The sequence below is a fragment of the Rhodanobacter sp. FW101-FHT13A11 genome, assembly GCF_058790335.1.
The window spans coordinates 85,000-104,597 of the sequence record NZ_JBYTCN010000001.1 but is presented as its reverse complement, the minus strand read 5'-3'; the positions used below and the strand labels follow the sequence as shown (position 1 = coordinate 104,597).

24 protein-coding genes are annotated in these 19,598 nt (G+C 67.1%); 14 read left to right on the top strand and 10 right to left on the bottom strand.

Translation table 11 applies throughout. The annotated features are described in order from the left end of the window. The first annotated feature begins 43 nt into the window (after nucleotides 1–43). Together AC3WRN_RS00495 and AC3WRN_RS00490 are read left to right on the top strand one after the other, a co-directional pair. Nucleotides 44–493: an NfeD family protein gene (locus AC3WRN_RS00495; RefSeq protein WP_492621443.1), complete on the top strand. Its 450-nt coding sequence runs from the start codon at nucleotides 44–46 to the stop codon at nucleotides 491–493. Continuing rightward, nucleotides 490–1,770, top strand: a complete 1,281-nt coding sequence (locus tag AC3WRN_RS00490) for a threonine/serine exporter family protein (protein ID WP_068093231.1) — start codon at nucleotides 490–492, stop codon at nucleotides 1,768–1,770. Before AC3WRN_RS00495 ends, AC3WRN_RS00490 begins: the two co-directional genes overlap by 4 nt. 308 nt (nucleotides 1,771–2,078) lie before the next feature. On the opposite strand, the gene AC3WRN_RS00485 is transcribed toward AC3WRN_RS00490, so the two are convergent. From AC3WRN_RS00485 to AC3WRN_RS00475, 3 genes are all read right to left on the bottom strand, one after another. Continuing rightward, nucleotides 2,079–2,402 (bottom strand): H-NS histone family protein, encoded by a 324-nt coding sequence (locus AC3WRN_RS00485; protein WP_068093233.1) that lies wholly within the window; start codon nucleotides 2,400–2,402, stop codon nucleotides 2,079–2,081. Between the two features lie 264 nt (nucleotides 2,403–2,666). Then, nucleotides 2,667–4,364 carry a proline--tRNA ligase gene (locus AC3WRN_RS00480; protein ID WP_492621442.1) on the bottom strand — a complete coding sequence of 566 codons (1,698 nt, stop codon included), beginning with the start codon at nucleotides 4,362–4,364 and terminating at the stop codon, nucleotides 2,667–2,669. 112 nt (nucleotides 4,365–4,476) lie between these two features. Further along, entirely contained in the window at nucleotides 4,477–4,893 is a 417-nt protein-coding gene (locus AC3WRN_RS00475; protein ID WP_492621441.1) for a DUF4124 domain-containing protein, read from the bottom strand. 110 nt (nucleotides 4,894–5,003) lie between these two features. Here AC3WRN_RS00475 and AC3WRN_RS00470 point away from each other — a divergent pair, with 110 nt between their 5' ends. From AC3WRN_RS00470 to AC3WRN_RS00455, 4 genes are read left to right on the top strand one after another with little or no spacing between them, the layout of a single operon-like run. Continuing rightward, entirely contained in the window at nucleotides 5,004–5,786 is a 783-nt protein-coding gene (locus AC3WRN_RS00470; protein WP_492621440.1) for a CDP-alcohol phosphatidyltransferase family protein, read from the top strand. Further along, nucleotides 5,783–6,259 carry a hypothetical protein gene (locus AC3WRN_RS00465; protein WP_492621439.1) on the top strand — a complete coding sequence of 159 codons (477 nt, stop codon included), beginning with the start codon at nucleotides 5,783–5,785 and terminating at the stop codon, nucleotides 6,257–6,259. The genes AC3WRN_RS00470 and AC3WRN_RS00465 overlap by 4 nt, the downstream gene beginning before the upstream one ends. Nucleotides 6,260–6,262: 3 nt before the next feature. Next, nucleotides 6,263–6,733, top strand: coding sequence for a ribosomal protein S18-alanine N-acetyltransferase (gene rimI, locus AC3WRN_RS00460; protein ID WP_068093241.1), 471 nt, complete (start codon nucleotides 6,263–6,265; stop codon nucleotides 6,731–6,733). A 56-nt stretch (nucleotides 6,734–6,789) separates the two neighbouring features. Further along, nucleotides 6,790–7,518 (top strand): class I SAM-dependent methyltransferase, encoded by a 729-nt coding sequence (locus tag AC3WRN_RS00455; protein ID WP_492621438.1) that lies wholly within the window; start codon nucleotides 6,790–6,792, stop codon nucleotides 7,516–7,518. Nucleotides 7,519–7,613: 95 nt separating this feature from the next. On the opposite strand, the gene AC3WRN_RS00450 is transcribed toward AC3WRN_RS00455, so the two are convergent. After that, nucleotides 7,614–10,466 carry a valine--tRNA ligase gene (locus AC3WRN_RS00450; protein ID WP_492621437.1) on the bottom strand — a complete coding sequence of 951 codons (2,853 nt, stop codon included), beginning with the start codon at nucleotides 10,464–10,466 and terminating at the stop codon, nucleotides 7,614–7,616. Between the two features lie 319 nt (nucleotides 10,467–10,785). Here AC3WRN_RS00450 and AC3WRN_RS00445 point away from each other — a divergent pair, with 319 nt between their 5' ends. The 3 genes from AC3WRN_RS00445 to AC3WRN_RS00435 all read left to right on the top strand — a co-directional run bounded on the left by AC3WRN_RS00445 (nucleotide 10,786) and on the right by AC3WRN_RS00435 (nucleotide 12,307). Next, a complete protein-coding gene (locus AC3WRN_RS00445) occupies nucleotides 10,786–11,082 on the top strand; it encodes a type II toxin-antitoxin system RelE/ParE family toxin (RefSeq protein ID WP_068093253.1) in 297 nt (98 codons plus the stop codon). A 4-nt stretch (nucleotides 11,083–11,086) separates the two neighbouring features. Beyond that, nucleotides 11,087–11,404 carry an addiction module antidote protein gene (locus AC3WRN_RS00440; protein ID WP_068093256.1) on the top strand — a complete coding sequence of 106 codons (318 nt, stop codon included), beginning with the start codon at nucleotides 11,087–11,089 and terminating at the stop codon, nucleotides 11,402–11,404. 132 nt (nucleotides 11,405–11,536) lie between these two features. Beyond that, the gene (locus AC3WRN_RS00435) at nucleotides 11,537–12,307 is read left to right on the top strand and encodes a hypothetical protein (RefSeq protein ID WP_492621436.1); all 771 of its coding nucleotides are present in this window, start codon (nucleotides 11,537–11,539) and stop codon (nucleotides 12,305–12,307) included. Between the two features lie 58 nt (nucleotides 12,308–12,365). On the opposite strand, the gene AC3WRN_RS00430 is transcribed toward AC3WRN_RS00435, so the two are convergent. From AC3WRN_RS00430 to AC3WRN_RS00410, 5 genes are all read right to left on the bottom strand, one after another. Next, nucleotides 12,366–12,716 carry a DUF3147 family protein gene (locus AC3WRN_RS00430; protein ID WP_492621435.1) on the bottom strand — a complete coding sequence of 117 codons (351 nt, stop codon included), beginning with the start codon at nucleotides 12,714–12,716 and terminating at the stop codon, nucleotides 12,366–12,368. A 24-nt stretch (nucleotides 12,717–12,740) separates the two neighbouring features. Further along, on the bottom strand, nucleotides 12,741–13,811 hold the full coding sequence (hemE, locus tag AC3WRN_RS00425) for a uroporphyrinogen decarboxylase (protein WP_492621434.1): 1,071 nt from the start codon (nucleotides 13,809–13,811) through the stop codon (nucleotides 12,741–12,743). Nucleotides 13,812–13,816: 5 nt separating this feature from the next. After that, a complete protein-coding gene (locus AC3WRN_RS00420; protein WP_149363947.1) occupies nucleotides 13,817–14,077 on the bottom strand; it encodes a WGR domain-containing protein in 261 nt (86 codons plus the stop codon). Nucleotides 14,078–14,252: 175 nt separating this feature from the next. Beyond that, nucleotides 14,253–15,344: a 3-dehydroquinate synthase gene (gene aroB, locus AC3WRN_RS00415; protein ID WP_492621433.1), complete on the bottom strand. Its 1,092-nt coding sequence runs from the start codon at nucleotides 15,342–15,344 to the stop codon at nucleotides 14,253–14,255. Further along, nucleotides 15,341–15,898 (bottom strand): shikimate kinase, encoded by a 558-nt coding sequence (locus tag AC3WRN_RS00410; RefSeq protein ID WP_492621432.1) that lies wholly within the window; start codon nucleotides 15,896–15,898, stop codon nucleotides 15,341–15,343. Before AC3WRN_RS00410 ends, aroB begins: the two co-directional genes overlap by 4 nt. Before the next feature lie 37 nt (nucleotides 15,899–15,935). On the opposite strand from AC3WRN_RS00410, the gene AC3WRN_RS00405 reads away from it, so the two are divergent. The 3 genes from AC3WRN_RS00405 to AC3WRN_RS00395 all read left to right on the top strand — a co-directional run bounded on the left by AC3WRN_RS00405 (nucleotide 15,936) and on the right by AC3WRN_RS00395 (nucleotide 17,452). Next, entirely contained in the window at nucleotides 15,936–16,769 is an 834-nt protein-coding gene (locus tag AC3WRN_RS00405) for an NAD-dependent epimerase/dehydratase family protein (protein ID WP_492621431.1), read from the top strand. 23 nt (nucleotides 16,770–16,792) lie between these two features. Beyond that, a complete protein-coding gene (locus tag AC3WRN_RS00400; protein WP_492621430.1) occupies nucleotides 16,793–17,137 on the top strand; it encodes a YbjQ family protein in 345 nt (114 codons plus the stop codon). A gap of 111 nt (nucleotides 17,138–17,248) precedes the next feature. Beyond that, on the top strand, nucleotides 17,249–17,452 hold the full coding sequence (locus tag AC3WRN_RS00395) for a dodecin family protein (RefSeq protein WP_063089657.1): 204 nt from the start codon (nucleotides 17,249–17,251) through the stop codon (nucleotides 17,450–17,452). A 55-nt stretch (nucleotides 17,453–17,507) separates the two neighbouring features. Here AC3WRN_RS00395 and AC3WRN_RS00390 read toward each other — a convergent pair whose 3' ends face one another. Then, nucleotides 17,508–18,338: a kinase gene (locus AC3WRN_RS00390; RefSeq protein WP_068093275.1), complete on the bottom strand. Its 831-nt coding sequence runs from the start codon at nucleotides 18,336–18,338 to the stop codon at nucleotides 17,508–17,510. A 233-nt stretch (nucleotides 18,339–18,571) separates the two neighbouring features. On the opposite strand from AC3WRN_RS00390, the gene pdxH reads away from it, so the two are divergent. Together pdxH and AC3WRN_RS00380 are read left to right on the top strand one after the other, a co-directional pair. Next, a complete protein-coding gene (gene pdxH / locus AC3WRN_RS00385) occupies nucleotides 18,572–19,159 on the top strand; it encodes a pyridoxamine 5'-phosphate oxidase (protein ID WP_492621429.1) in 588 nt (195 codons plus the stop codon). After that, entirely contained in the window at nucleotides 19,156–19,596 is a 441-nt protein-coding gene (locus AC3WRN_RS00380; protein WP_492621428.1) for a secondary thiamine-phosphate synthase enzyme YjbQ, read from the top strand. Before pdxH ends, AC3WRN_RS00380 begins: the two co-directional genes overlap by 4 nt. The last annotated feature ends 2 nt before the right edge of the window (nucleotides 19,597–19,598 follow it).

Below are 19,598 nucleotides of genomic sequence, written 5' to 3'. Positions count from 1 at the left end.
GAGTCGTCCGCCTGCCTGTCGTCATCTTTCACGGAAATCCGTCATGTTCGAGTCGATTGCAATGCATTACCTGTGGTGGATCCTGGCCTTGCTGCTGATCGCCGGGGAGTTGCTGCTGCCCGGCTATTTCCTGCTGTGGATCGGCCTGGCGGCCGCCGCGATGGGCGTGGTGCTGTGGGTCGATCCCGCGCTGGGCCTGCTGGCGCAGGCGCTGTTGTTCGGCCTGCTCGCGTTCGCTTCCTGCGTGGGTTACGCGCGCTGGCTGCGGCCACGGCTGGAGCGGCGCGCGTCCGGCGACGAGCGCCTGAACCGGCGCGCCGAGCAGATGATCGGGCAGCGCTACGAGCTGGTCGAGCCGATCGTCAACGGCCGCGGCAAGGCCCGCGTGGGTGACGGCCAATGGCTGGTCAGCGGGCCGGACCTGCCGCGGGGCGCCACGGTGGAGGTGGTCGCCGTCGCTGGCACCACGCTGCAGGTGCGCGCCGCGGCATGAGCGCCGGCGACGCCATCGGCCGGCAGCAGTTCGCCACCACGGCGCTGACCACGCGCATCGCCTTCGTGCTGGAACTGGCGCGAAGGCTGCACCAGTACGGCACCTCCGCGCCGCGCCTGGAGATGGCGATCGCCGGCGTGGCGCAGCGGCTGGGGCTGTCCGCCGACGTGTGGTCCAGCCCCACCGCGATCATCATTTCCTTCGCCGACCTGGCCCAGGGCGAGGAGGGCGTGGCGCAGACCACCCAGGTGATGCGGCTGGCGCCGGGCGAGGTGAACCTGGAGCGGCTGTGCCAGGCCGACGACATCGCCGACCGCACGATCGCCGGCGAACTGGGCCTGCGCGAGGGTTTCCACCTTCTGCGCGAGCTGGGCCGGCCCGACACGCGGCGCGAGAAGATCGGCGCGATCGCCAGCTACGGCCTGTCCGCGGCCAGCATCGCGGCCTTGTTCCTGCACAGCTCCTGGGTGGACCTGCTGGTCGCCGGCGTGATCGGCATGATCATCGGCGGCATCACCCTGCTGGCGGCCAGCCGGCCGCAGCTGGCCGCGGCCAGCGACGCGATCAGCGCGCTGGTGGCCACCACGGTGGCGATCATGGTGAGCGCGTTCGTGGTGCCGCTGGCGATCAGGTCGGTAGTGCTGGCCAGCCTGATCATCCTGGTGCCGGGCATGTCGCTGACCACCGCGGTGCGCGAGATTTCCAGCCAGCATCTGGTGTCCGGCATGGCTCGCATGGCCGGCGCGATGTCGACCCTGCTCAAGCTCACCTTCGGCACGATTGCCGCGACCCAGCTGTGCGCGGCGGTGGGCATCACCGCACGCGACTTCGCGCTGCCGGCGTTGCCCGCCTGGACCGACTACCCGGCCCTGCTGGTCGCCGCGATCGCGTTCGCGATCCTGTTCCGTGCGGCCCGCCGCGACTGGCCGGTGGTGATCGTGGCGGTGGCGGTGGGCTACCTCGCCACGCGCTGGGGCGGTGCGATCGCCGGCTCGTTGCCCGCCGCGCCGGTGGGCGTCTTCCTCGGCGGCCTGCTGCTGGCCGCGCTGGCGAATGTCTTCGCGCGCTTCGTGCACCGGCCGGGCGCGGTGGTCCGCGAACCGGGCATCCTGCTGCTGGTGCCGGGCAGTGTCGGCTTCCGCAGCGTGTCGTTCCTGCTCGAACGGGATACCACGCTGAGCATGGACACCGGCCTGCTGCTGATCACCCTGCTGGTGTCGCTGGTGGCGGGGCTGATGTTCGGCGACCTGCTGGTGTCGCCGCGCCGCTCCCTGTAAACAAAAGCAGCCGAAGACATATTCTTCCTGCCACCTTGTCCATCGAGACGAGAGCCGGCTCGGCACGTTTGTCCCCTGCAAGGCAGGAGAGCTAGGCACGTTTGCCCCCTCCCCTGCAAGGCAGGGGAGGGTTGGGGAGGGGTCGCTCTTGGCCAAGTCAGAGCAAAAACCCCCTCCTGACCTCCCCCTGCTTGGCAGGGGAAGGAATCGCGCCCGCCCACTCTGGCGAATGCGGCGTTGCCTTGTAACCAACAAAAAACGCCGGCACGAGGCCGGCGTTTTCATTGAATCAGCGGAAAAGACGACGATCAGACCGCCAGGTCCTTTTCTTTCTTGCCGGCCTTCAGCGCGTCATTGAACCAGTGCGGACGCTTGCCGCGGCCGGACCAGGTCTGCGCGGGATTGGCCGGATTGCGGTACTTCGGCGCGACCGTCCCGGTGCTGCGCTTGGCCTTGGCGCGCGCGCTGCCGAAGATATCCTCGAAGGCATACCCCTCGGCCTTGATCAGGGCGTGCACTTTCTCGCGCAGCTTGGCGACTTTTTCCTTGCGCAATTCATTCTGGCGGATCTGGGCCTTGCTGATGAGCTCATTGAGCTGGTTGTGATTGAGGTTCTTGATATCGACGGCCATGATGGACTCCGGGTAAGTATCGGCAATTAAATGCGGCCATTATGCAGGCCGGTGCCGGACGAGCAAAAAACTTGCAGTGCCGGCGATTCTCGCTGATTTGCAGAATATTTGTAAAGCGGAACGCACCGTGTGAAATACGTTTCACATTAAGGGTGATTAATAATGTGACGGGCTTTTGAATCGGTCGGCGGCGGGCCACGCCGTGCCGAATATGAAAACGGCCGCACTGGGCGGCCGTTTTCGTTAATCGCCCGTGGCGCCGGTTCAGCCGAGCAGGGCGAACAGCTCGTCCTGGCTGAGCGGTCGGTTTTCGCTTTCCTCGCGGGCGCGATATTCCAGCGTGCCGGCGGCCAGCCCGCGCTCGCTGACCACCACGCGATGCGGTATGCCGATCAGCTCCATGTCGGCGAACATGCTGCCCGCGCGCAGGCCGCGGTCGTCCAGCATGGCCTCGACGCCGCGCTGGAGCAGCGCCTGGTAGAGCGCTTCGCCGGCCGCGCCGACGGCGGGCGAATTCTTCGGGTTGATCACGCAGACCGCTACGCGCCAGGGCGCCATCGCTTCCGGCCAGAGGATGCCGGCCTCGTCGTGGCGCTGCTCGATCGCGGCGGCGACGATGCGGCTGACGCCGATGCCGTAGCAGCCCATGGTCATCACCTGCGGCGTGCCGGTTTCGTCCACCACGGTGGCGCCTAGCGCCTCGGCGTACTTGGTGCCCAGCTGGAACACGTGGCCGACCTCGATGCCGCGGGCGATATGCAGCGTGCCCTTGCCGTCGGGCGAGAGGTCGCCCTCGACCACGTTGCGCAGGTCGGCGACGCGGGTGATGCGGGCATCGCGTTCCCAGTTGGCGCCGGTGCAGTGCGTGCGGTCGGCATTGCCGCCGCAGACGAAGTCGGCGAGCATGGCGGCGTCGCGGTCGACGATCACCGGGATCGACGCCGGCAGGCCGACCGGGCCGATGAAGCCGGGGCGGGTGCCGGTGGCGGCGAGGATCTCCTCCTCGCTGGCTAGCACCGACTCGCCCGGCAGTTCGGCCAGCTTGCCAGCCTTCACCTCGTTGACCTCGTGGTCGCCGCGCAGGCACAGCGCCACCAGGCCGTCGCGGCCGCGCACCAGCAGGGTCTTCACGCATTGCCGCGGGCTGACCTTGAGGAAGCCGGCGATGTCGCCGATGGTCTTCTGGGTGGGCGTGTCGACCCGCTGCAGGGCGGCGGCCGGAGCGGGGCGTTCCGTGGCCGGCGCCAGCGCCTCGGCCTTTTCGAGATTCGCGGCGTAGTCGGAGCCGTCGGAAAACGCGATGGCGTCCTCGCCGGAATCGGCCAGTACCTGGAATTCGTGGCTGGCATTGCCGCCGATCGCGCCGGTATCGGCCTGCACCGCGCGAAAGGTCAATCCCAGGCGGGTGAAAATGCGCACATAAGCCTGGTACATCGCCGCGTAGGTTTCGGCCAGCGAATCCTGGCTCAGGTGGAATGAATACGCATCCTTCATCAGGAATTCGCGCGCGCGCATCACGCCGAAACGTGGGCGGATCTCGTCGCGGAACTTGGTCTGGATCTGGTAGAAGTTGACTGGCAGCTGCTTGTAGCTTTTCAGCTCGTTGCGGGCAAAGTCGGTAACCACTTCCTCGTGGGTCGGGCCATAGCAGAATTCCTGGCCCTTGCGGTCCTTGATTTTCAGCAATTGGCCACCGAATTTTTCCCAGCGACCGGTTTCTTCCCACAATTCCTTCGGCTGCACCGAAGGCATCAGCATTTCGATCGCGCCGGCGCGGTCCATTTCCTCGCGCACGATGTTTTCCACCTTGCGCAGCACGCGCAGGCCCAGCGGGCTCCAGGTGTACAGGCCGGAGGCGAGCTTGCGGATCATGCCGGCACGCAGCATCAGCCGGTGGCTGGCGATTTCGGCGTCGGCGGGGACTTCCTTGACGGTGGCCAGGTGGAATTGGCTGAGGCGCATGCGAGCGGTTCCGGCGTGATGAAGACGCTTATTGTAGCGGCCCGCCGTCGCCGGACGGACATCGCCGGCAGTGGCCGGCTGCCGCCGGCGCCATGGTGCGGGGCATGCGCGATCAGTTCCTGCAGTACTGGTCGTACTGTGCCTGGGTCGAGGCGGTCTGCTGCTTGCGCTGGTCGGCGTCCAGGGCCACGGATTTGCCGTCCTGCTGCATCACCACGGGTCTGCCGCCCTGCAGCGCGGCGAGGTTGGTTTTCAGCGACGCGCACAGCTTGCCGCGGTTTTCCGGCGTATCGGTCACGGGCTTGGCCGGGCCGGCCTGGGTTTCTTGGTGATCCGCGGGCTGGCTGCTTGCAGGGGGCGCCGGCGGCTCCACGGTGCCGGTGGTGGTCACCCGGGTGAACTTCGTGCCTTGCGCCGGCGGGGTTTCCGAGTAGTGCACGGTGCCGCCGGCGTCCGTCCATTTGAAGACCTGGGCGGTGGCCAGCGGGGCCAGCAGCAACAGTGCCAGGACGATCAGCAAGCGGTGCATGGCGTTCTCCATTTCGCGGGAAAATTCTGGCTACCTTGTTAACACTCCGCCGACCCGGACTCAAGCGGCCGATGGTTTACACTGCGCGCATCCTGTCACGGTCCTGATTCATGAGCGAAACCACGCCCGTTCGCCCGCCCCGGCACCGGGGTATCTACCTGTTGCCGAACCTGTTCACCACGGGGGCGATGTTCGCCGGTTTCTTCGCGATCATCGCCGGCATCGGCGGGCGCTACACCGAGGCCGCGGTGGCGGTGTTCATTGCCGCGTTGCTGGACGGCATGGACGGGCGGGTGGCGCGGATGACCGGCACCCAGAGCGAATTCGGCGTCCAGTACGACTCGCTGTCGGACCTGGTCAGCTTCGGGCTGGCGCCGTCGCTGGTGATGTACACCTGGTCGCTGTCGACGCTGCGCGAGTTCGGCCCGTTGTGGGGCAAGCTGGGCTGGGCGGCGGCCTTCATCTACGCCGCCTGCGCCGCCTTGCGGCTGGCGCGCTTCAACACCCAGGTCGGCGTGGCCGACAAGCGCTATTTCCAGGGGCTGGCCAGCCCGGCGGCCGCGGCGGTGTGCATGTCGTTCGTGTGGAGCGTGGAGAAGTTCGGCTTGACCGGCGCCGACTTCTGCTTCGTCACGCCGGGGCTCACCATCGTGGTCGGCCTGCTGATGGTCAGCCGCTTCCGCTATTTCAGCTTCAAGTCGCTGCCGATGGGCGACCGCCAGCGCGTGCCGTTCGTGTGGATGGTGGCCGCGGTGCTGCTGCTGGCGCTGCTGATCCTGGACACGCCGCGGGTGCTGTTCGTCGGCTTCACGGTCTACCTGCTGTCCGGCCCGGTGTGGACGATCTGGGGCCTGGCCACGCACCGGCGCCGCACGCGGCGCAGCGCGACATGAGCATGTTGCAAGCCGGCGCCACCCACCGTGCCCGCGTGCTGCGCGCGTTGGGCGTGACGCCGTGGGTGCGGCGCGCACCACCGCCGGCGGTTGTCCCCGCGCGTGACGAGCCGGTCGCGGCGGCGGGGAGCGTCGCCTGCGTGGTGGTGCTGCCGCAGGGTTGCGGCACACGCGAACTCGACCTGGTCGGCCGCGCCCTCGGCGCATGCGGCGCCGTCCTGGCGCGCGCCGCGCGGGTCACGGTGAGCGCCGGCCAGCTCGCCGGCGAGGTGCCGGTGGCGCGTGCCTACCTGGTATTCGGCGAAACGCAGGCGCACGCGCTGGGGCGCGCGCTGCCGGCGGCGGTGATGCGCGACGCGCAGATCGTGCTGGCCGACGAACCGGCCCTGGTGCTGGCCCGCGCCGAGGCCAAGCGGCGGCTGTGGAACGCGCTGCGCAGCCTGCGTCGCGCGCTGGCCGCGGCGGGGAACTGAGCCGTGGTCGCGGTGATCAAGCCGGTGATCCAGGTGCGCGCCATGCGCATGGAGGACCTGGATACGGTCGGTGCGATGGAGAAGGCCTCCTACGAGTTTCCGTGGTCGCCGGGCATCTTCGGCGATTGCGTGAAGGCCGGGCATCCGTGCTGGGTGCTGTGCGTGGACGGGGTGGTCGCCGGCTACGGCATCCTGTCGACGGGTGCCGGCGAGGCGCACGTGTTGAACCTCTGCGTCGGGCCCGACTGGCGCGGCCGCGGCCTGGGCCGGCATCTGCTGGGTCGGCTGCTGGACATCGCGCGTTGGAACGGCGCCGAGCGGATCTTCCTGGAGGTGCGCCCGTCGAACCCGTTGGCGAAGGCGCTGTACGAATCGGCGGGGTTCCGCGAGATCGGCCGCCGGCCGCGTTACTACCCGGCGCGCAACGGTCGCGAGGATGCGATCGTCATGGCGCTGGAGCCGCCGGCCACCTGACGTATGCGCGGGGCCGGAGCGCCATCGGGCCATTCGCACGGATGAGGCTCCCGGCGGTGCTAGCATGCCGCCTTCGTTTACGCGAAGGGTTCTGGCCAGTGCAAGGACAGTTTTCGACCGATTGGTTCCACCACAACATTCCGTATTGGGAGCAGTGGCTGGCTTCGCTGCGCGGCAAATCTGGCCTGCGTGCCCTGGAGATCGGCAGCTTCGAGGGGCGTTCGACCCTCTGGCTGTGCGAGAACATTCTGACCGCCGCGGACAGCTCGATCGACTGCCTGGACTTCTTTCAGGTTGATCCGGTCTATGGCGACTACCACGCGCGCTTCCGCGCCAACACGGCGGCTTGGCGCGAGCGGATCCGGGAGTTCCCGGGACCGAGTTTCGACTCGCTGCGGCGCGTCGAAGGCCCCTACGACATCATCTACATCGACGGCTGGCATTCCGCTTTCGGTGCGCTGGCCGATGGCGTCATGGCGTGGCCCTTGCTGAAAGTTGGCGGGGTGATGATCTTCGACGACTACCTGTGGGTGCCGCCGAAGCTGGGATCCCCGCCGCGTCCCGGCTGGTTGACGCGCAAGTGGCTGCGCTGGTCGGGCCGCCGGTGGTGGACCGAAGGGCTGAAGAAGCAGATCGAAAGCGTGAAGACCGAAACGCCCAAGCTCGGCGTGGACGGGCTGCTGGCCACGCTCGACGGTTATTACGAATTGCTGGGCACCAGCAACCAGTTGGCCGTGCGCAAGACGCGCGATTTCTCGCCGGGGCAGGTCGGCCACGATACCTGAGGCGTTGGAGCGGCAGCCGGGGGCAATCGTCGCGACTGCCCGGGCGTCTTGTCCAGGGGCGACGAAGAGATCGTCCATCGCCTATTTGCAGTTCTTCAGCCCAGCTTTTGCGCCTGCTCGCGCAGCGCGCCCAGCGTGGCATTCCAGTCGGCGATGCGCTGGCGCTCCTGCGCCACCACCTCGGCGGGCGCGTTGGCGACGAAGCTGGCGTTGCCGAGCTTGCCCTCGCACTTCCTGATCTCGGCCTCGATGCGGGTGATTTCCCTGGCCAGGCGCGCCTTCTCCGCGCCGAGGTCGATCAGCCCGGCAAGCGGGATCAGCACGCGCAGCGCGCCGACCACGGCGGCGGCCGCGGCGGGCTCCGCGGCTCCGGCTTCGATCCACCGCGGTGCCTCGGTGCGGGCGAGGAAGGCGATCTGCGAGGCAAACTTCGCCACGCGGGCACGATCGCCGGCATCGCCGTCGGCAAGCAGCAGCGGGATCGTCTTGGCGGGCTGGATGTTCATTTCCGAGCGGATCCGGCGGATGCCGGAGAGCACGTTCTTGAACCATTCGATTTCGGCCGTGGCTGCGATGTCGGCAGCGATTTCCCCCGAGTGTGGCCACGGTCGCTGCATCAGGCTGTCTTCGGTCAGGCCAAGCTTCGGTGCCACCGACTGCCAGATTTCCTCGGTGATGAACGGAATCACCGGATGCAGCGCGCGCAGCACGCTTTCCAGCACCACCAGCAAGGTGTGACGGGTCGAGGTGGCCGCCGCGGCGTCGTCGCCGTTCAAGGCCGGCCCTTCGACCTTGCTCAGGGCAGGCTTGGCCAGTTCGAGGAACCAGTCGCAGTACTCGTTCCAGACGAATTCGTACAACGCCTGTGCCAGTTGATCGAAGCGGTAAGTGCCGAAATGCTGCTCGACGTAATCTAAAGTGTGTTTGAGGCGCGTGAGGATCCAGCGCTCGGCCTCGGTGGCCGGGGTGCTCGCCGGCGCGGTGATCTCGCCCTCGGGCAGGTTCATCAACACGAACCGCGCCGCGTTCCACAGCTTGTTGCAGAACGCCTTGTAGCCTTCGGCGCGCTTGATGTCGAAGTTGATCGTGCGGCTGTAACTGGCCAGCGCGGCGAAGGTGAAGCGCAGCGCGTCCGTGCCGATCGCCGGGATGCCGTCGGGGTAGTCCTTGCGGATGCGCTTCTCGACCTTGGCGCGCACCTGCGGGATCAGCAGCGACTGGGTGGATTTTTCCACCAGCGGCTCCAAGGCGATGCCGTCGATCAGGTCCAGCGGGTCCAGCGTGTTGCCCTTGGACTTGGACATCTTCTGGCCTTCCGCATCGCGCACGATGGCGTTGATGTAGACCTCGCGGAACGGGATCTGGCCGGTGAAGTACTTGGTCGCCATCACCATGCGGGCGACCCAGAAGAAGATGATGTCGAAGCCGGTGACCAGCACCGCGCTGGGCAGAAAGATCTTGTCCTTCTCCCAGTTCGCTACGACTTCGCCGCGCTCGTTTTTCACCGGGCCGTTCGCCGGCCAGCCCAGGGTGGAGAACGGCCACAGCGCGGAGCTGAACCAGGTGTCCAGCACGTCGTCGTCCTGGCGCAGCGCGCCGACCGGTTCGGTGATGGCGTTGGCGCGCGCATCGGCCTCGTCCTCGCCCACGAAGATGCTGCCGGCCTCGTCGTACCACGCCGGGATGCGGTGGCCCCACCACAGCTGGCGGCTGATGCACCAGTCCTGGATGTTGTCCAGCCACTGCGTGTAGGTGGTGCTCCAGTTCTCCGGCACGAACTTGATCTCGCCCGAACGCACGGCGTCCAGCGCCGGTTCGGTGATCGCCTTGCGGCCGCCCGGACGTCCATCCTTCTGCTCGTCCGAGGTGAGGTCGACGAACCACTGGTCGGTCAGCATCGGCTCGATCACCGCGTCCGAACGCTGGCTCACCGGCACCTGCAACTTGTGCGGCCTGGTTTCGACCAACAGGCCAAGTGCGTCGAGGTCGGCCAGCACGGCCTTGCGCGCGTCGTAGCGGTCGAGGCCGCGGTATTTCGGTGGCGCGTTGTCGTTGACCTTGGCGTCCAGCGTGAAGATGGTGAGCGGCGCCAGCTTGTGCCGCTGGCCGATCGCGTAGTCGTTGAAGTCGTGCGCCGGGGTGATCTTCACGCAGCCGGTACCGAAATCCTTGTCGACGTAGTCGTCGGCGATGATTGGAATAAGCCGGTCGGTGAGCGGTAGCTTCAGCGTCTTGCCGACCAGGTGCGCGTAGCGTTCGTCTTCCGGATGCACCGCCACCGCGACGTCGCCCAGCATGGTCTCGGGGCGGGTGGTGGCCACGACGACGCTCTCGTCGCTGCCCGCGACCGGATAGCGGATCGACCACATATGGCCGTCGCGCTCGACGTTGTTCACTTCCAGGTCCGACACCGCCGTGCCCAGCACTGGATCCCAGTTCACCAGCCGGTTGCCGCGATAGATCAGCCCCGCGCGATACCAGTCGACGAACACCTTGCGCACCGCAGCCGACAGCCCCTCGTCCATGGTGAAGCGCTCACGCGACCAATCCGCCGCGGCGCCGATCCGACGCATCTGGTTGGTGATGGTGGAGCCGGATTCCTCCTTCCATTTCCACACCCGTTCGACAAACGCATCGCGGCCCAGGTCGTGCCGCGTCTTCTCCTCGACCGCGAGCTGGTTCTCCACGATCTTCTGGGTGGCGATGCCCGCATGGTCGGTACCGACCTGCCACAGCGTGTTCATGCCGCGCATGCGCTGGTAGCGCACCAGCATGTCCATCACCGTCTGCTGGAACGCATGCCCCATGTGCAACGTGCCGGTGACGTTCGGCGGCGGCAGCAGGATGCAGTACGGATCACCCTTGCCCGACGGCTGGAACGCGCCGCTGGCTTCCCAGCGCTCGTACCACTTCGACTCGATCTGGGCAGGTTCGAAACTCTTTTCCATCGGGGTAGGCTCGGGTGGCGCGCGCAGGGCGCGCGCTTTGTCATGGGGGAAAGCGGGTCATTGTACGGGGAGGGGGCTGGGCTGCCAAAAACCGCGAATATCGGTCGTTGCCTGGCGGCGCCGGGTGGGGCGCTGGGCCGCTTTGCTCCCTCCCCTGTTTGCAGGGGAGGGCTGGGGAGAGGGGCTCTTGCCCTCAATGCTCGTGCTTGATGCTTTAGCCAGCTGTGATTGCGCAACGCCCGAGCCACGGATTCTCGCCGGCCAGCGGTACCTTAATTTGGTGTATTGACAGATGTATCCAAAAAGATACACTACTACGGTGAACACATTCCATCGCACGGCAGCGTTCGATACTTGGCTTTCGGCGCTCAAGGACGGCATCGGCAAGGCGCGCATTGCGCAGCGCATTCGCGCGGCGGAGTTCGGTCACTTCGGTGATACCAAGCCAGTAGGCGACGGCGTTTCCGAAATGCGAATAAACACCGGCCCCGGATATCGCGTGTACTACATGCGGATCGGCAGCGTGGTCTATCTGTTGCTGGCTGGCGGCAGCAAGACCAGCCAGCGACACGACATCAAGCAAGCGCTGGATATAGCTCGCGCACTGAAGGAGTAGCCCCATGAAAACCATCAAAGCCAACCCTGTAGCGTTGAAGGCACTGGGCGTCAAACCCTTCGATGCAGCCGACTATCTCAACAGCGACGAAGCCGTTGCCGAATACCTGACCGCAGCACTGGAAGATCCCGACCCCGACCTGTTCCTCACCGCCATCAAGGACGTCGCCCGGGCCCGCGGCATGGCCCAGCTGGCGCGGGACACGGGGCTTGGCCGCGAAAGCCTGTACAAGGCGCTTTCCGCGGGTGCCAAGCCACGCTACGACACTGTGCTGAAGGTACTCAGTGCGCTAGGTGTGCGCTTGCAGGCTGTTGCAGCGTAGGCAACCGACGCAAGGGCACCATGATTATTCCTAATTGCGATGCTCTGGGATGCCACGATGGAATGCTGCCCTGTCTGTTCTGTAGCTAGAGGTGACGCGCTTTGCGTGTGCGGATACTCCTTTGAAGGTGACATGATCGTCGATTGGGGCAGGTTGAAAGCGCAGCTTGCATCAATACCTAGTAGCTCGTGGCCTACACGGGTCAGACTCGTGCACGCAGCAAATAGCGTCCAGTTAAGCAAAGGTGGATCCGGGAGACAAACAGCGACACAGCTTGGCGTCAGTCCAATGACTATTTCTCGCGCTGTGCGATTGGCAAAGTCTCTCGATTTTTATCCGCAATTGGCGCTGTGTCGCAACGAAGATGCAGCTCAGAGAAAACTAACTTCCATAGCTAACGAAATTCCAACTAGCCATCCAAACTTGCCAGATGCTGGTCCTTTTGAGTTGGAAGCAAACTTGCAAAGCTACTTGGCGCAGCATTGGGATGCAACGAGCTTAGGAAAGGAGTGGAAGCTCTATGAAAAGGGGCACGTCGACGCCGGAGAGATTGGGATCATAGATCTTCTTGCACAGCACCGGAATCGGCCGGGTTGGCTCGTGATAGAACTGAAAGTGCGTAAGACGAGCGATCAAGTACTTGGCCAAGTACTGCGTTACATGGGGTGGGTCAGAACGCGACTGGCTGCCAAGAACGACACTATTGAAGGCCTTGTCATTGCTTCATGGCCTGATATTCAGACGCTGTATGGTCTGGAGTGTCTTCCCGATATACGGATGATGTGTTACCGGCGCCTGCCAAACGGACTTGATCTGTACGAGAAAACTTTGCACGAGCATTTGATATCGAGTCTTGACGACGACCAGAGGAGAAAACTCGTTGAACTCATCAAAAACTCGTAGCTGAGGCAAGGGCTTTGTCGGAGAGCTGCGGTGCAAAAGAGAAGGAGTGGCTGCAGAGTTACAGCAGCTCAATCCCAAACCGCCGCACCAGCAGCGCAAACAGCCAGAAACACACCACGGTGATCACCACGCAGGCCAGCAATGTCGGCCAGAAGCCGAGGCGCGGCAGCAGCACAGGAAAGGCCAGGAACATCGGCAGCGTCGGCACGACGCACCAGAACGTGTACCAGGCGTGGTTGGCGATCTTCACTTGCGGCTGGCGCTCGACGTACAGCCAGATCAGCGCCAGCACGGTGACCAGCGGCAGCGCGGCGAGCAGGCCGCCGAGGCGGTCGCTGCGCTTGGCGACTTCGGAGACGAGCACGACGACGGCCGCGGTGATCAGGTACTTGGCGACGAGCCACCTCATCGGCCGACTCCGTTGAAGCCTTGCTCAGCTGCCGCGCAGGATGCGCCCGTACGCGTGCACCTCGTCCACCAGCACCTTCACATGCTCCGGATCGACTTCCGGCGTGATGCCGTGGCCGAGGTTGAACACGTGGCCAGGGTGGTTGCCATAGCTGTCGAGCACGGCGCGTGCCTCGCGGCGGATCACTTCCGGGTTCGCGCGCATCACCGCGGGGTCGAGGTTGCCTTGCAGGGCGACCTTGCCGGCGACCGCGCGGCGGGCGTCGGCGAGATTCATGGTCCAGTCGACGCCGAGCGCGGCGCAGCCGGTGCCGGCCATTTCCGCCAGGTGCTGGCCGGCGCCCTTGGAGAACAGGATCACCGGCAGTTCGCGTGAAGCGGCATCGGCCTTCAGCGCGGCAACGATCTGCGCCATGTAGCGCAGCGAGAATTCGCGGAACGGCGCGGGGCCGAGCAGGCCGCCCCAGGTGTCGAAGATCATCAGGGCCTGGGCGCCGGCGGCGGCTTGGGCGATCAGGTAGGCGGCGACGGACTGCGCCAGCGTGTCGAGCAGTTGGTGGGCGAGTTTCGGCTCGTTCCAGCACATCGCCTTCAAGGTGGCGAAATCGCGTGAACCGGCGCCTTCGACCATGTAGCAGGCCAGCGTCCACGGGCTGCCGGAGAAGCCGATCAGCGGCACGCGGCCGTGCAGTTCCCGGCGGATCAGGCGCACTGCGTCCATCACGTAGCGCAGTTCGCCGTCCATGTCCGGCACGGCGAGTTTCGCGATGTCGGCGGCGCTGCGCACTGGGCGCGTGAATTGCGGGCCTTCGCCGTGGGCGAACGACAGGCCCAGGCCCATCGCGTCGGGGATGGTGAGGATGTCGGAGAACAGGATCGCGGCGTCCAGCTCGAAGCGCTCGAGCGGCTGCAGGGTCACTTCGCAGGCGTACTCGGGGTTCTGCGCCAGTCCCATGAAGCTGCCGGCGCGTTCGCGGGTGGCGCGGTACTCCGGCAGGTAGCGGCCGGCCTGGCGCATCACCCAGATCGGCGTGGTGTCGGTGGGTTCGCGGCGCAGCGCGCGCAGGAAGCGGTCGTTCTTCAACGCATCGGTCATTTCAATCAACGTCCGTACGGGCCTTCCAGCCCTTGGGCAAACATCAGGCGGAAGCCGCGCTTGAGCTGGGCGTCGCGGGCCTTCTCGAAGGCGGCGACCGCCTCGTCGCGCTCCAGGAACTGCTCGCGCTTCATGGTGGCGCGGCCGCCCTGGGTACCGGATTCGCGGTACAGCGTCCAGCCGCCGAGCAGGTCCTGCTCCAGCGTGATCTGGACGTAGCGGGGTGCCTCGGTACTGCCGGGCACGGTTTGCAGGTAGAGGCGCATGGGTTCCAGGAGTGCAGCACGAACGGCGCGTAGCCGGACGACACAGTTTATAGGATTTGCGCGGGCACACCCTCGGCCGCGGATGCCGCAGGCCCGTAGGGCAGGCAATGCCTGCCGCTCTCGGTGGTAGCAAGGCAAGAGCCGGCGGACAGTGCCCGCCCTACGGCGTCATGGGCTATCCGGTGGTTTGCAGTGTGGCCAGCACGTCGGCCTCGTCCACGCCGGCAACGATCTCCGCGCGGCCGATGCCGCGCCACAGGATCAACCGCAGCGTGCCGGCGGTGTTCTTCTTGTCCAGCCGCATCAGCGCCAGCAGTTGCTGCGCGTCCATGCCGGGCGGGATCGCCACCGGCAGGCCGAGGGTTTCCAGCAGACGCTGCAGGCGGATGGTGGCGGCCGGCACGCTCATGCCGAGCCGCTCGGACAGTCGCGCCGCCAGCAGCATGCCGATCGCCACGCCCTCGCCATGCAGCAGGGCGGTGTAGTGGCCGGCGGTTTCCAGCGCATGGCCGAAGGTGTGGCCGAGGTTGAGCAGGGCGCGCTCGCCCTGCTCGGTTTCGTCGCGGGCGACCACGCCGGCCTTGTAGGCGACCTTGCGCGCGATCGCCTCCTGCACGGTGGCGGGATCGCGCGCGGCCAGTGCGTCGGCGTGCCGCTCCAGCCAGGCGAAGAACGGTTCGTCGCCGATCGCGGCGCCCTTGATCACCTCGGCCAGGCCGGCGCGGTATTCGCGGTCGGGCAGGCTGCCCAGGGTCTCGATGTCGGCGACCACCGCGCGCGGCTGGTGGAACGCGCCGGCGAGGTTCTTGCCTGCCGGCAGGTTCACCCCGGTCTTGCCGCCGACCGAGGAGTCGACCATCGCCAGCAGGGTGGTCGGCATCTGGATGAAGTCGATGCCGCGCATCCAGCAGGCAGCGCTGAAGCCGGCCAGGTCGCCGACCACGCCGCCGCCCAGCGCGATCACGCAGGCGTCGCGGGTGGCGCCGAGTTCGCCCAGCGCTTCCAGCACGCGGCCCACGTTGGCGAAACTCTTGTGCGCCTCGCCGTCGTCGAGCAGGAAGCTGGCCCAGCGCAGGCCGTGCAGCCCCGCCTCGATGTGCGGCAGGTACAGCGGCGCCACCGTGGTGTTGCTGACCACCAGCGCATGCCGGCCGCGCAGCATGGCGCGCCAGCGCGCATGCTCGGCGAGCAGGCCGGCGCCGATCCATACCGGATAGCTGCGCGGGCCGAGGGTGACGTCGACGGTCTGGAGGGCGGGAGGGTTCATGCGGTCTGCGGTGGCCTTGCCGGGAATGGGTGCCGCCAGTGCCGGTCGATCAGCTCGATGCAGCGCTCGCAGGCGGCGGCGACGCTGCCGTGCTCGCCGGGCACGGCGAGGTCGGCGAGCTCGCGGTAGAGCGGGTCGCGCGCCAGCGCCATCGCCTGCAGCCGCCCGCGCCGGTCCGGCACTGCCAGCAGCGGGCGGTGGTGGTCGCGCTCCAGCCGCTCCAGCTGCTGCTCGATGGTGGCCTGCAGCCATACCACGTAGCCCTGCTCGCGCAGCTGACGGCGGTTGTGGCTGGCCAGCACCGCGCCGGCGCCGGTAGCCAGCAGCACGCCGGGGCGCCGGCTGAATTCCTCCAGCAGCGCGCTTTCGCGCTGGCGGAAGCCGGCCTCGCCCTCGATCTCGAAGACGGTGTTTACATCCACGCCGCAATGGCGTTCGATTTCCTGGTCGAGGTCGACGAACGGCAGGCCATAATGCGCGGCAAGCCGTCGCCCGATCGAGGTCTTGCCGGCGCCGGTCGGACCGATGATGAACAGGTTGCGCGACGGATTCATGGGCAAATGCTAACAGGCAGGTGAACGGGACGTGGCGGTGAGCGAACGTACATTGCTGGCCGGGTGCGGCGATCTCGGCGAACGCGTGGCGCAGCGCCTGCTGGCGCAGGGCGACGAGGTATGGGCCTTGCGGCGGCGGCCGCCGGAGGCAGGCAAGCGCGGCATCCACTGGCTGCGCGGCGACCTCACCGCGCCGGAAACCCTGCGCGGCCTGCCGGAGGGGGTCACCCGGCTGGTTTACCTGCCGGCGCCGGAGGCGCGCGACAGGGCGACCTATCGCGCGGTGTATGCCGACGGCCTGCGCCACCTGCTCGACGCGCTCGATGTCCGCAAGCTGGAGCGCGTGCTGCTGGTGTCCTCCAGCGCCGTGTACGGCGAGCACGACGGCGATTGGGTCGACGAGGACACTCCCGCCGACCCAACGGGCTTCAACGGCGCGGTGCTGCACGAGGCCGAGCAGTGGCTGGCCGGGCGGCCACTACGCTCGATCGTGCTGCGGCTGGCCGGGCTGTACGGCCCGGGCCGGCTGCAGCTGATCGAGCGCCTGCGCGCGGGGCAGCTGCGGGTACCGCGCGAGACGCCGCACTGGGCCAACCGGATCCACGTCGACGATGCCGCCGCCGCGATCGTGCACCTGCTGGGATTGAAGTCGCCGCAGCCGCTGTACCTCGGCGTCGACGACACGCCGATGCCGCTCGACGAGTTGTACGATTTTCTCGCCGGACTGGTCGACGCGCCGCTGCCGGCGGAAGGCGCGGCACCGGCCGGCATCGGCAGCAAGCGGCTCAGCAATGCGCGGCTGCGCGCCGGTGGCTGGGCACCGCAATGGCCGGATGCGCGCGAAGGCTACGCCGCCCTGCTCGACAACTGAATCGTCCCCCACGGAGAACTGTCATGGCCCGCACCATTCCGCATCACCAGGTCAGCACCGGCAACGACATTCCCGGCTGTCGCATCGTGCGCTCGTTCGGCATCGTGCGCGGCATCACGGTGCGTTCGCGCAGCGTGGTCGGCAACCTCGGCGCAGCGCTGCAGACCATCGTCGGCGGCAACATCTCGATCTACACCGAGCTGTGCGAGAAGGCGCGCGAGGAGGCGTTCGAGCTGATGCTGCAGCATGCCGCCGCGATGGGCGCGAACGGCGTGGTGGCGATGCGCTACGACGCGAACGAGGTGGCCCAGGGCATCACCGAGGTGCTCGCCTATGGCACGGCGGTGCAGGTGGAAGCGTCAACGTGAGGTGATTTTGCAGTGCGGCTTGTCCGGCATGGCGGCCACGGACCAGACTCGGGCTTCAGGCGGGGGGGAGCGCAGCGTGCCGCACGCACGATTCCACGGGAGATTGACGCCATGTCGGTAGCCAAGGTCATCGAAATCAACGCCTCGTCCAGCAAGGGCATGGAGGATGCCGTGAAGCACGGCCTGAAGAAGGCCGGCGAGTCGGTGAAGAACATCAAGGGCGCCTGGATCAACGAGATCAAGGTGGTGACGAAGGACGACGGCACGGTCGCCGAGTGGCGCGTCAACATGAAGGTCAACTTCGTGGTCGATTGATCGGCCCATGCCGGGATCGGGGCCGGGGCAGCGCCACGCTTCCCCGACTCCCGGTTCAACCGTGGCTGAGCCCGGTCACGTGGCGTTCGTCGTCGTACTCCACCACGGTATCGGCCAGCGCCGGCAGGATGGCCAGCGCATGCCGGCTGAGCCGCTCGAAGTGCGCCAGGAAGCGTTCCAGCGCGGCCGCGTCCATCGCCAGCGGCGCATGCCGGGCCAGCAACTCCTGTTCCTGCTCGCCGCGCCAGCGGCGCACGATATCCCAGCCCGGCGCCTGCAGCACGATCAGCGCGTCGAACTTGCGCCACAGCGGCTGGTAGCCGCGCAACTGCTTGTTGACCCAGTGCCGCCAGCTGCCGTCGGGGTCCTCGGCGCGCTCCAACTCGTTGATCGGCCGCGTCAGCGCGGATTGCAGCTGCGGGCGGATGCCCAGCGCCCAGCCCTCCACGATCACCAGCTTCGGCGGCCGCGTGCTGCGCGGCCAGCGCGACGGCGGGAAGCGGGTGTCGCGGCCCTTGTCGAAGCGCGGGTGCGACACCGGCAGCTTGTCCGAGGCCTGCGGCAGCGCGGCCAGCACCGACATCAGCAGCTCGATCTCGTGGGTGCCTGGCACGCCGCGGCTGCGCAGCAGCGGATGCACGTCGCGGGCCAGCGCCTCGCGGTCGCTGCGGGCGTAGTAGAAATCGTCCAGCGAAAGCACTTCGGTGGGCCAGCCGCGGGCTTCGGCCGCAGCCTTCATCACCCGCGCCAGCGTGCTCTTGCCGCTGCCCTGCAGGCCGGACAGGCCGAGGATGTAGGGGCGGCGGGACCGGGCGATGCGCCCGGCGTACTGGTCGAGCAGGTGGCCGGCGAGGGCCTCGTTCTGCATATCGGCGTGGGACGTCATCCGCAAGACACCATGGTTCCGGAAGGGGTGTCGGCCATCGGCAGACCGTGGCGACGGAGTATCCCGCAAACCGGGACGTCACGGCCGCCTTCACGCGTCATGATCGAAGATGGCAGCACCGTCCGTGCCTTCCCGGTACTGGATCGGTGGTGCATTGCACTATCATTGGGCGGATTCATCCGCACCATGATCGCGCGTGTCGGCCGCGATGCAAAAGGAAAGTTTCAGACGCCATGCTCAAATCCGAGATCCTCGACACCTTCCTCAAGCTGCTGGACGAGGCCAGGGCCAGCGGCGAGCGCGAACCGACGGCGATGAGCCTGGCCACCGTGGACGGCTCCGGCCGGGTCGCCTCGCGCATCGTGCTGCTGAAGGGGGCCGATGAGCGTGGCTTCCGCTTCTACACCAATTACGAGAGCGACAAGGGCGGCCAGCTCGAGGTGCATCCGCAGGTGGCGTTGTGCTTCCACTGGAAGCAACTGCGCGAGGGCGTGCAGGTGCGCGCCGAGGGCGTGGCGCGCAAGCTTCAGGCGGAGGAGTCGGACGCCTATTTCGCCAGCCGCCCGCGCCCGAGCCAGATCGGCGCCTGGGCTTCGCTGCAGTCGCAGACGCTGCCGGACCGCATCGCCTTCGAGCAGCGCGTGGCGCGCTACGAGCAGCAGTTCGATGGCCTCGTGGTGACCCGGCCGCCGCACTGGGGCGGCTACGTGGTCGAGCCGGACATGGTCGAATTCTGGTACGGCGCCGAGTTCCGCCTGCACGAGCGCGTGCGCTGGGACCGCCACGGCCAGACCTGGACCAGCCGGTTGCTCTACCCATGACCAGGGCACTGCCCGCGGAGCATGTGGCGCAGGGTGGCTTCACCGTGCACACGCGCGGGCGCGGTTTCAGCGAGATCACCATGCAGGTCGGCGACGCGGTGGCGGCCAGCCATGTGCAGACCGGCATCGCGCAGGTGTTCACCGCGCATACCAGTTGCTCGCTGCTGATCAGCGAGAATGCGGACCCTGCCGTGCGCGACGATCTCGAACGCTGGTTCGCCCGCACGGTGCCGGACGGCGACGCGATCTTCCAGCACGACGCGGAAGGCCCGGATGACATGCCGGCGCACGTCCGCTCGATCCTCACCGGGGTCAGCCTCACGGTGCCGGTGCATGGCGGCAAGCTGATGCTGGGCGCCTGGCAGGGCATCTATCTGTGGGAACACCGCATCGACCCGCACCAGCGCAAGGTGGTGGTGACCGTGCTGGGGAATTGAGC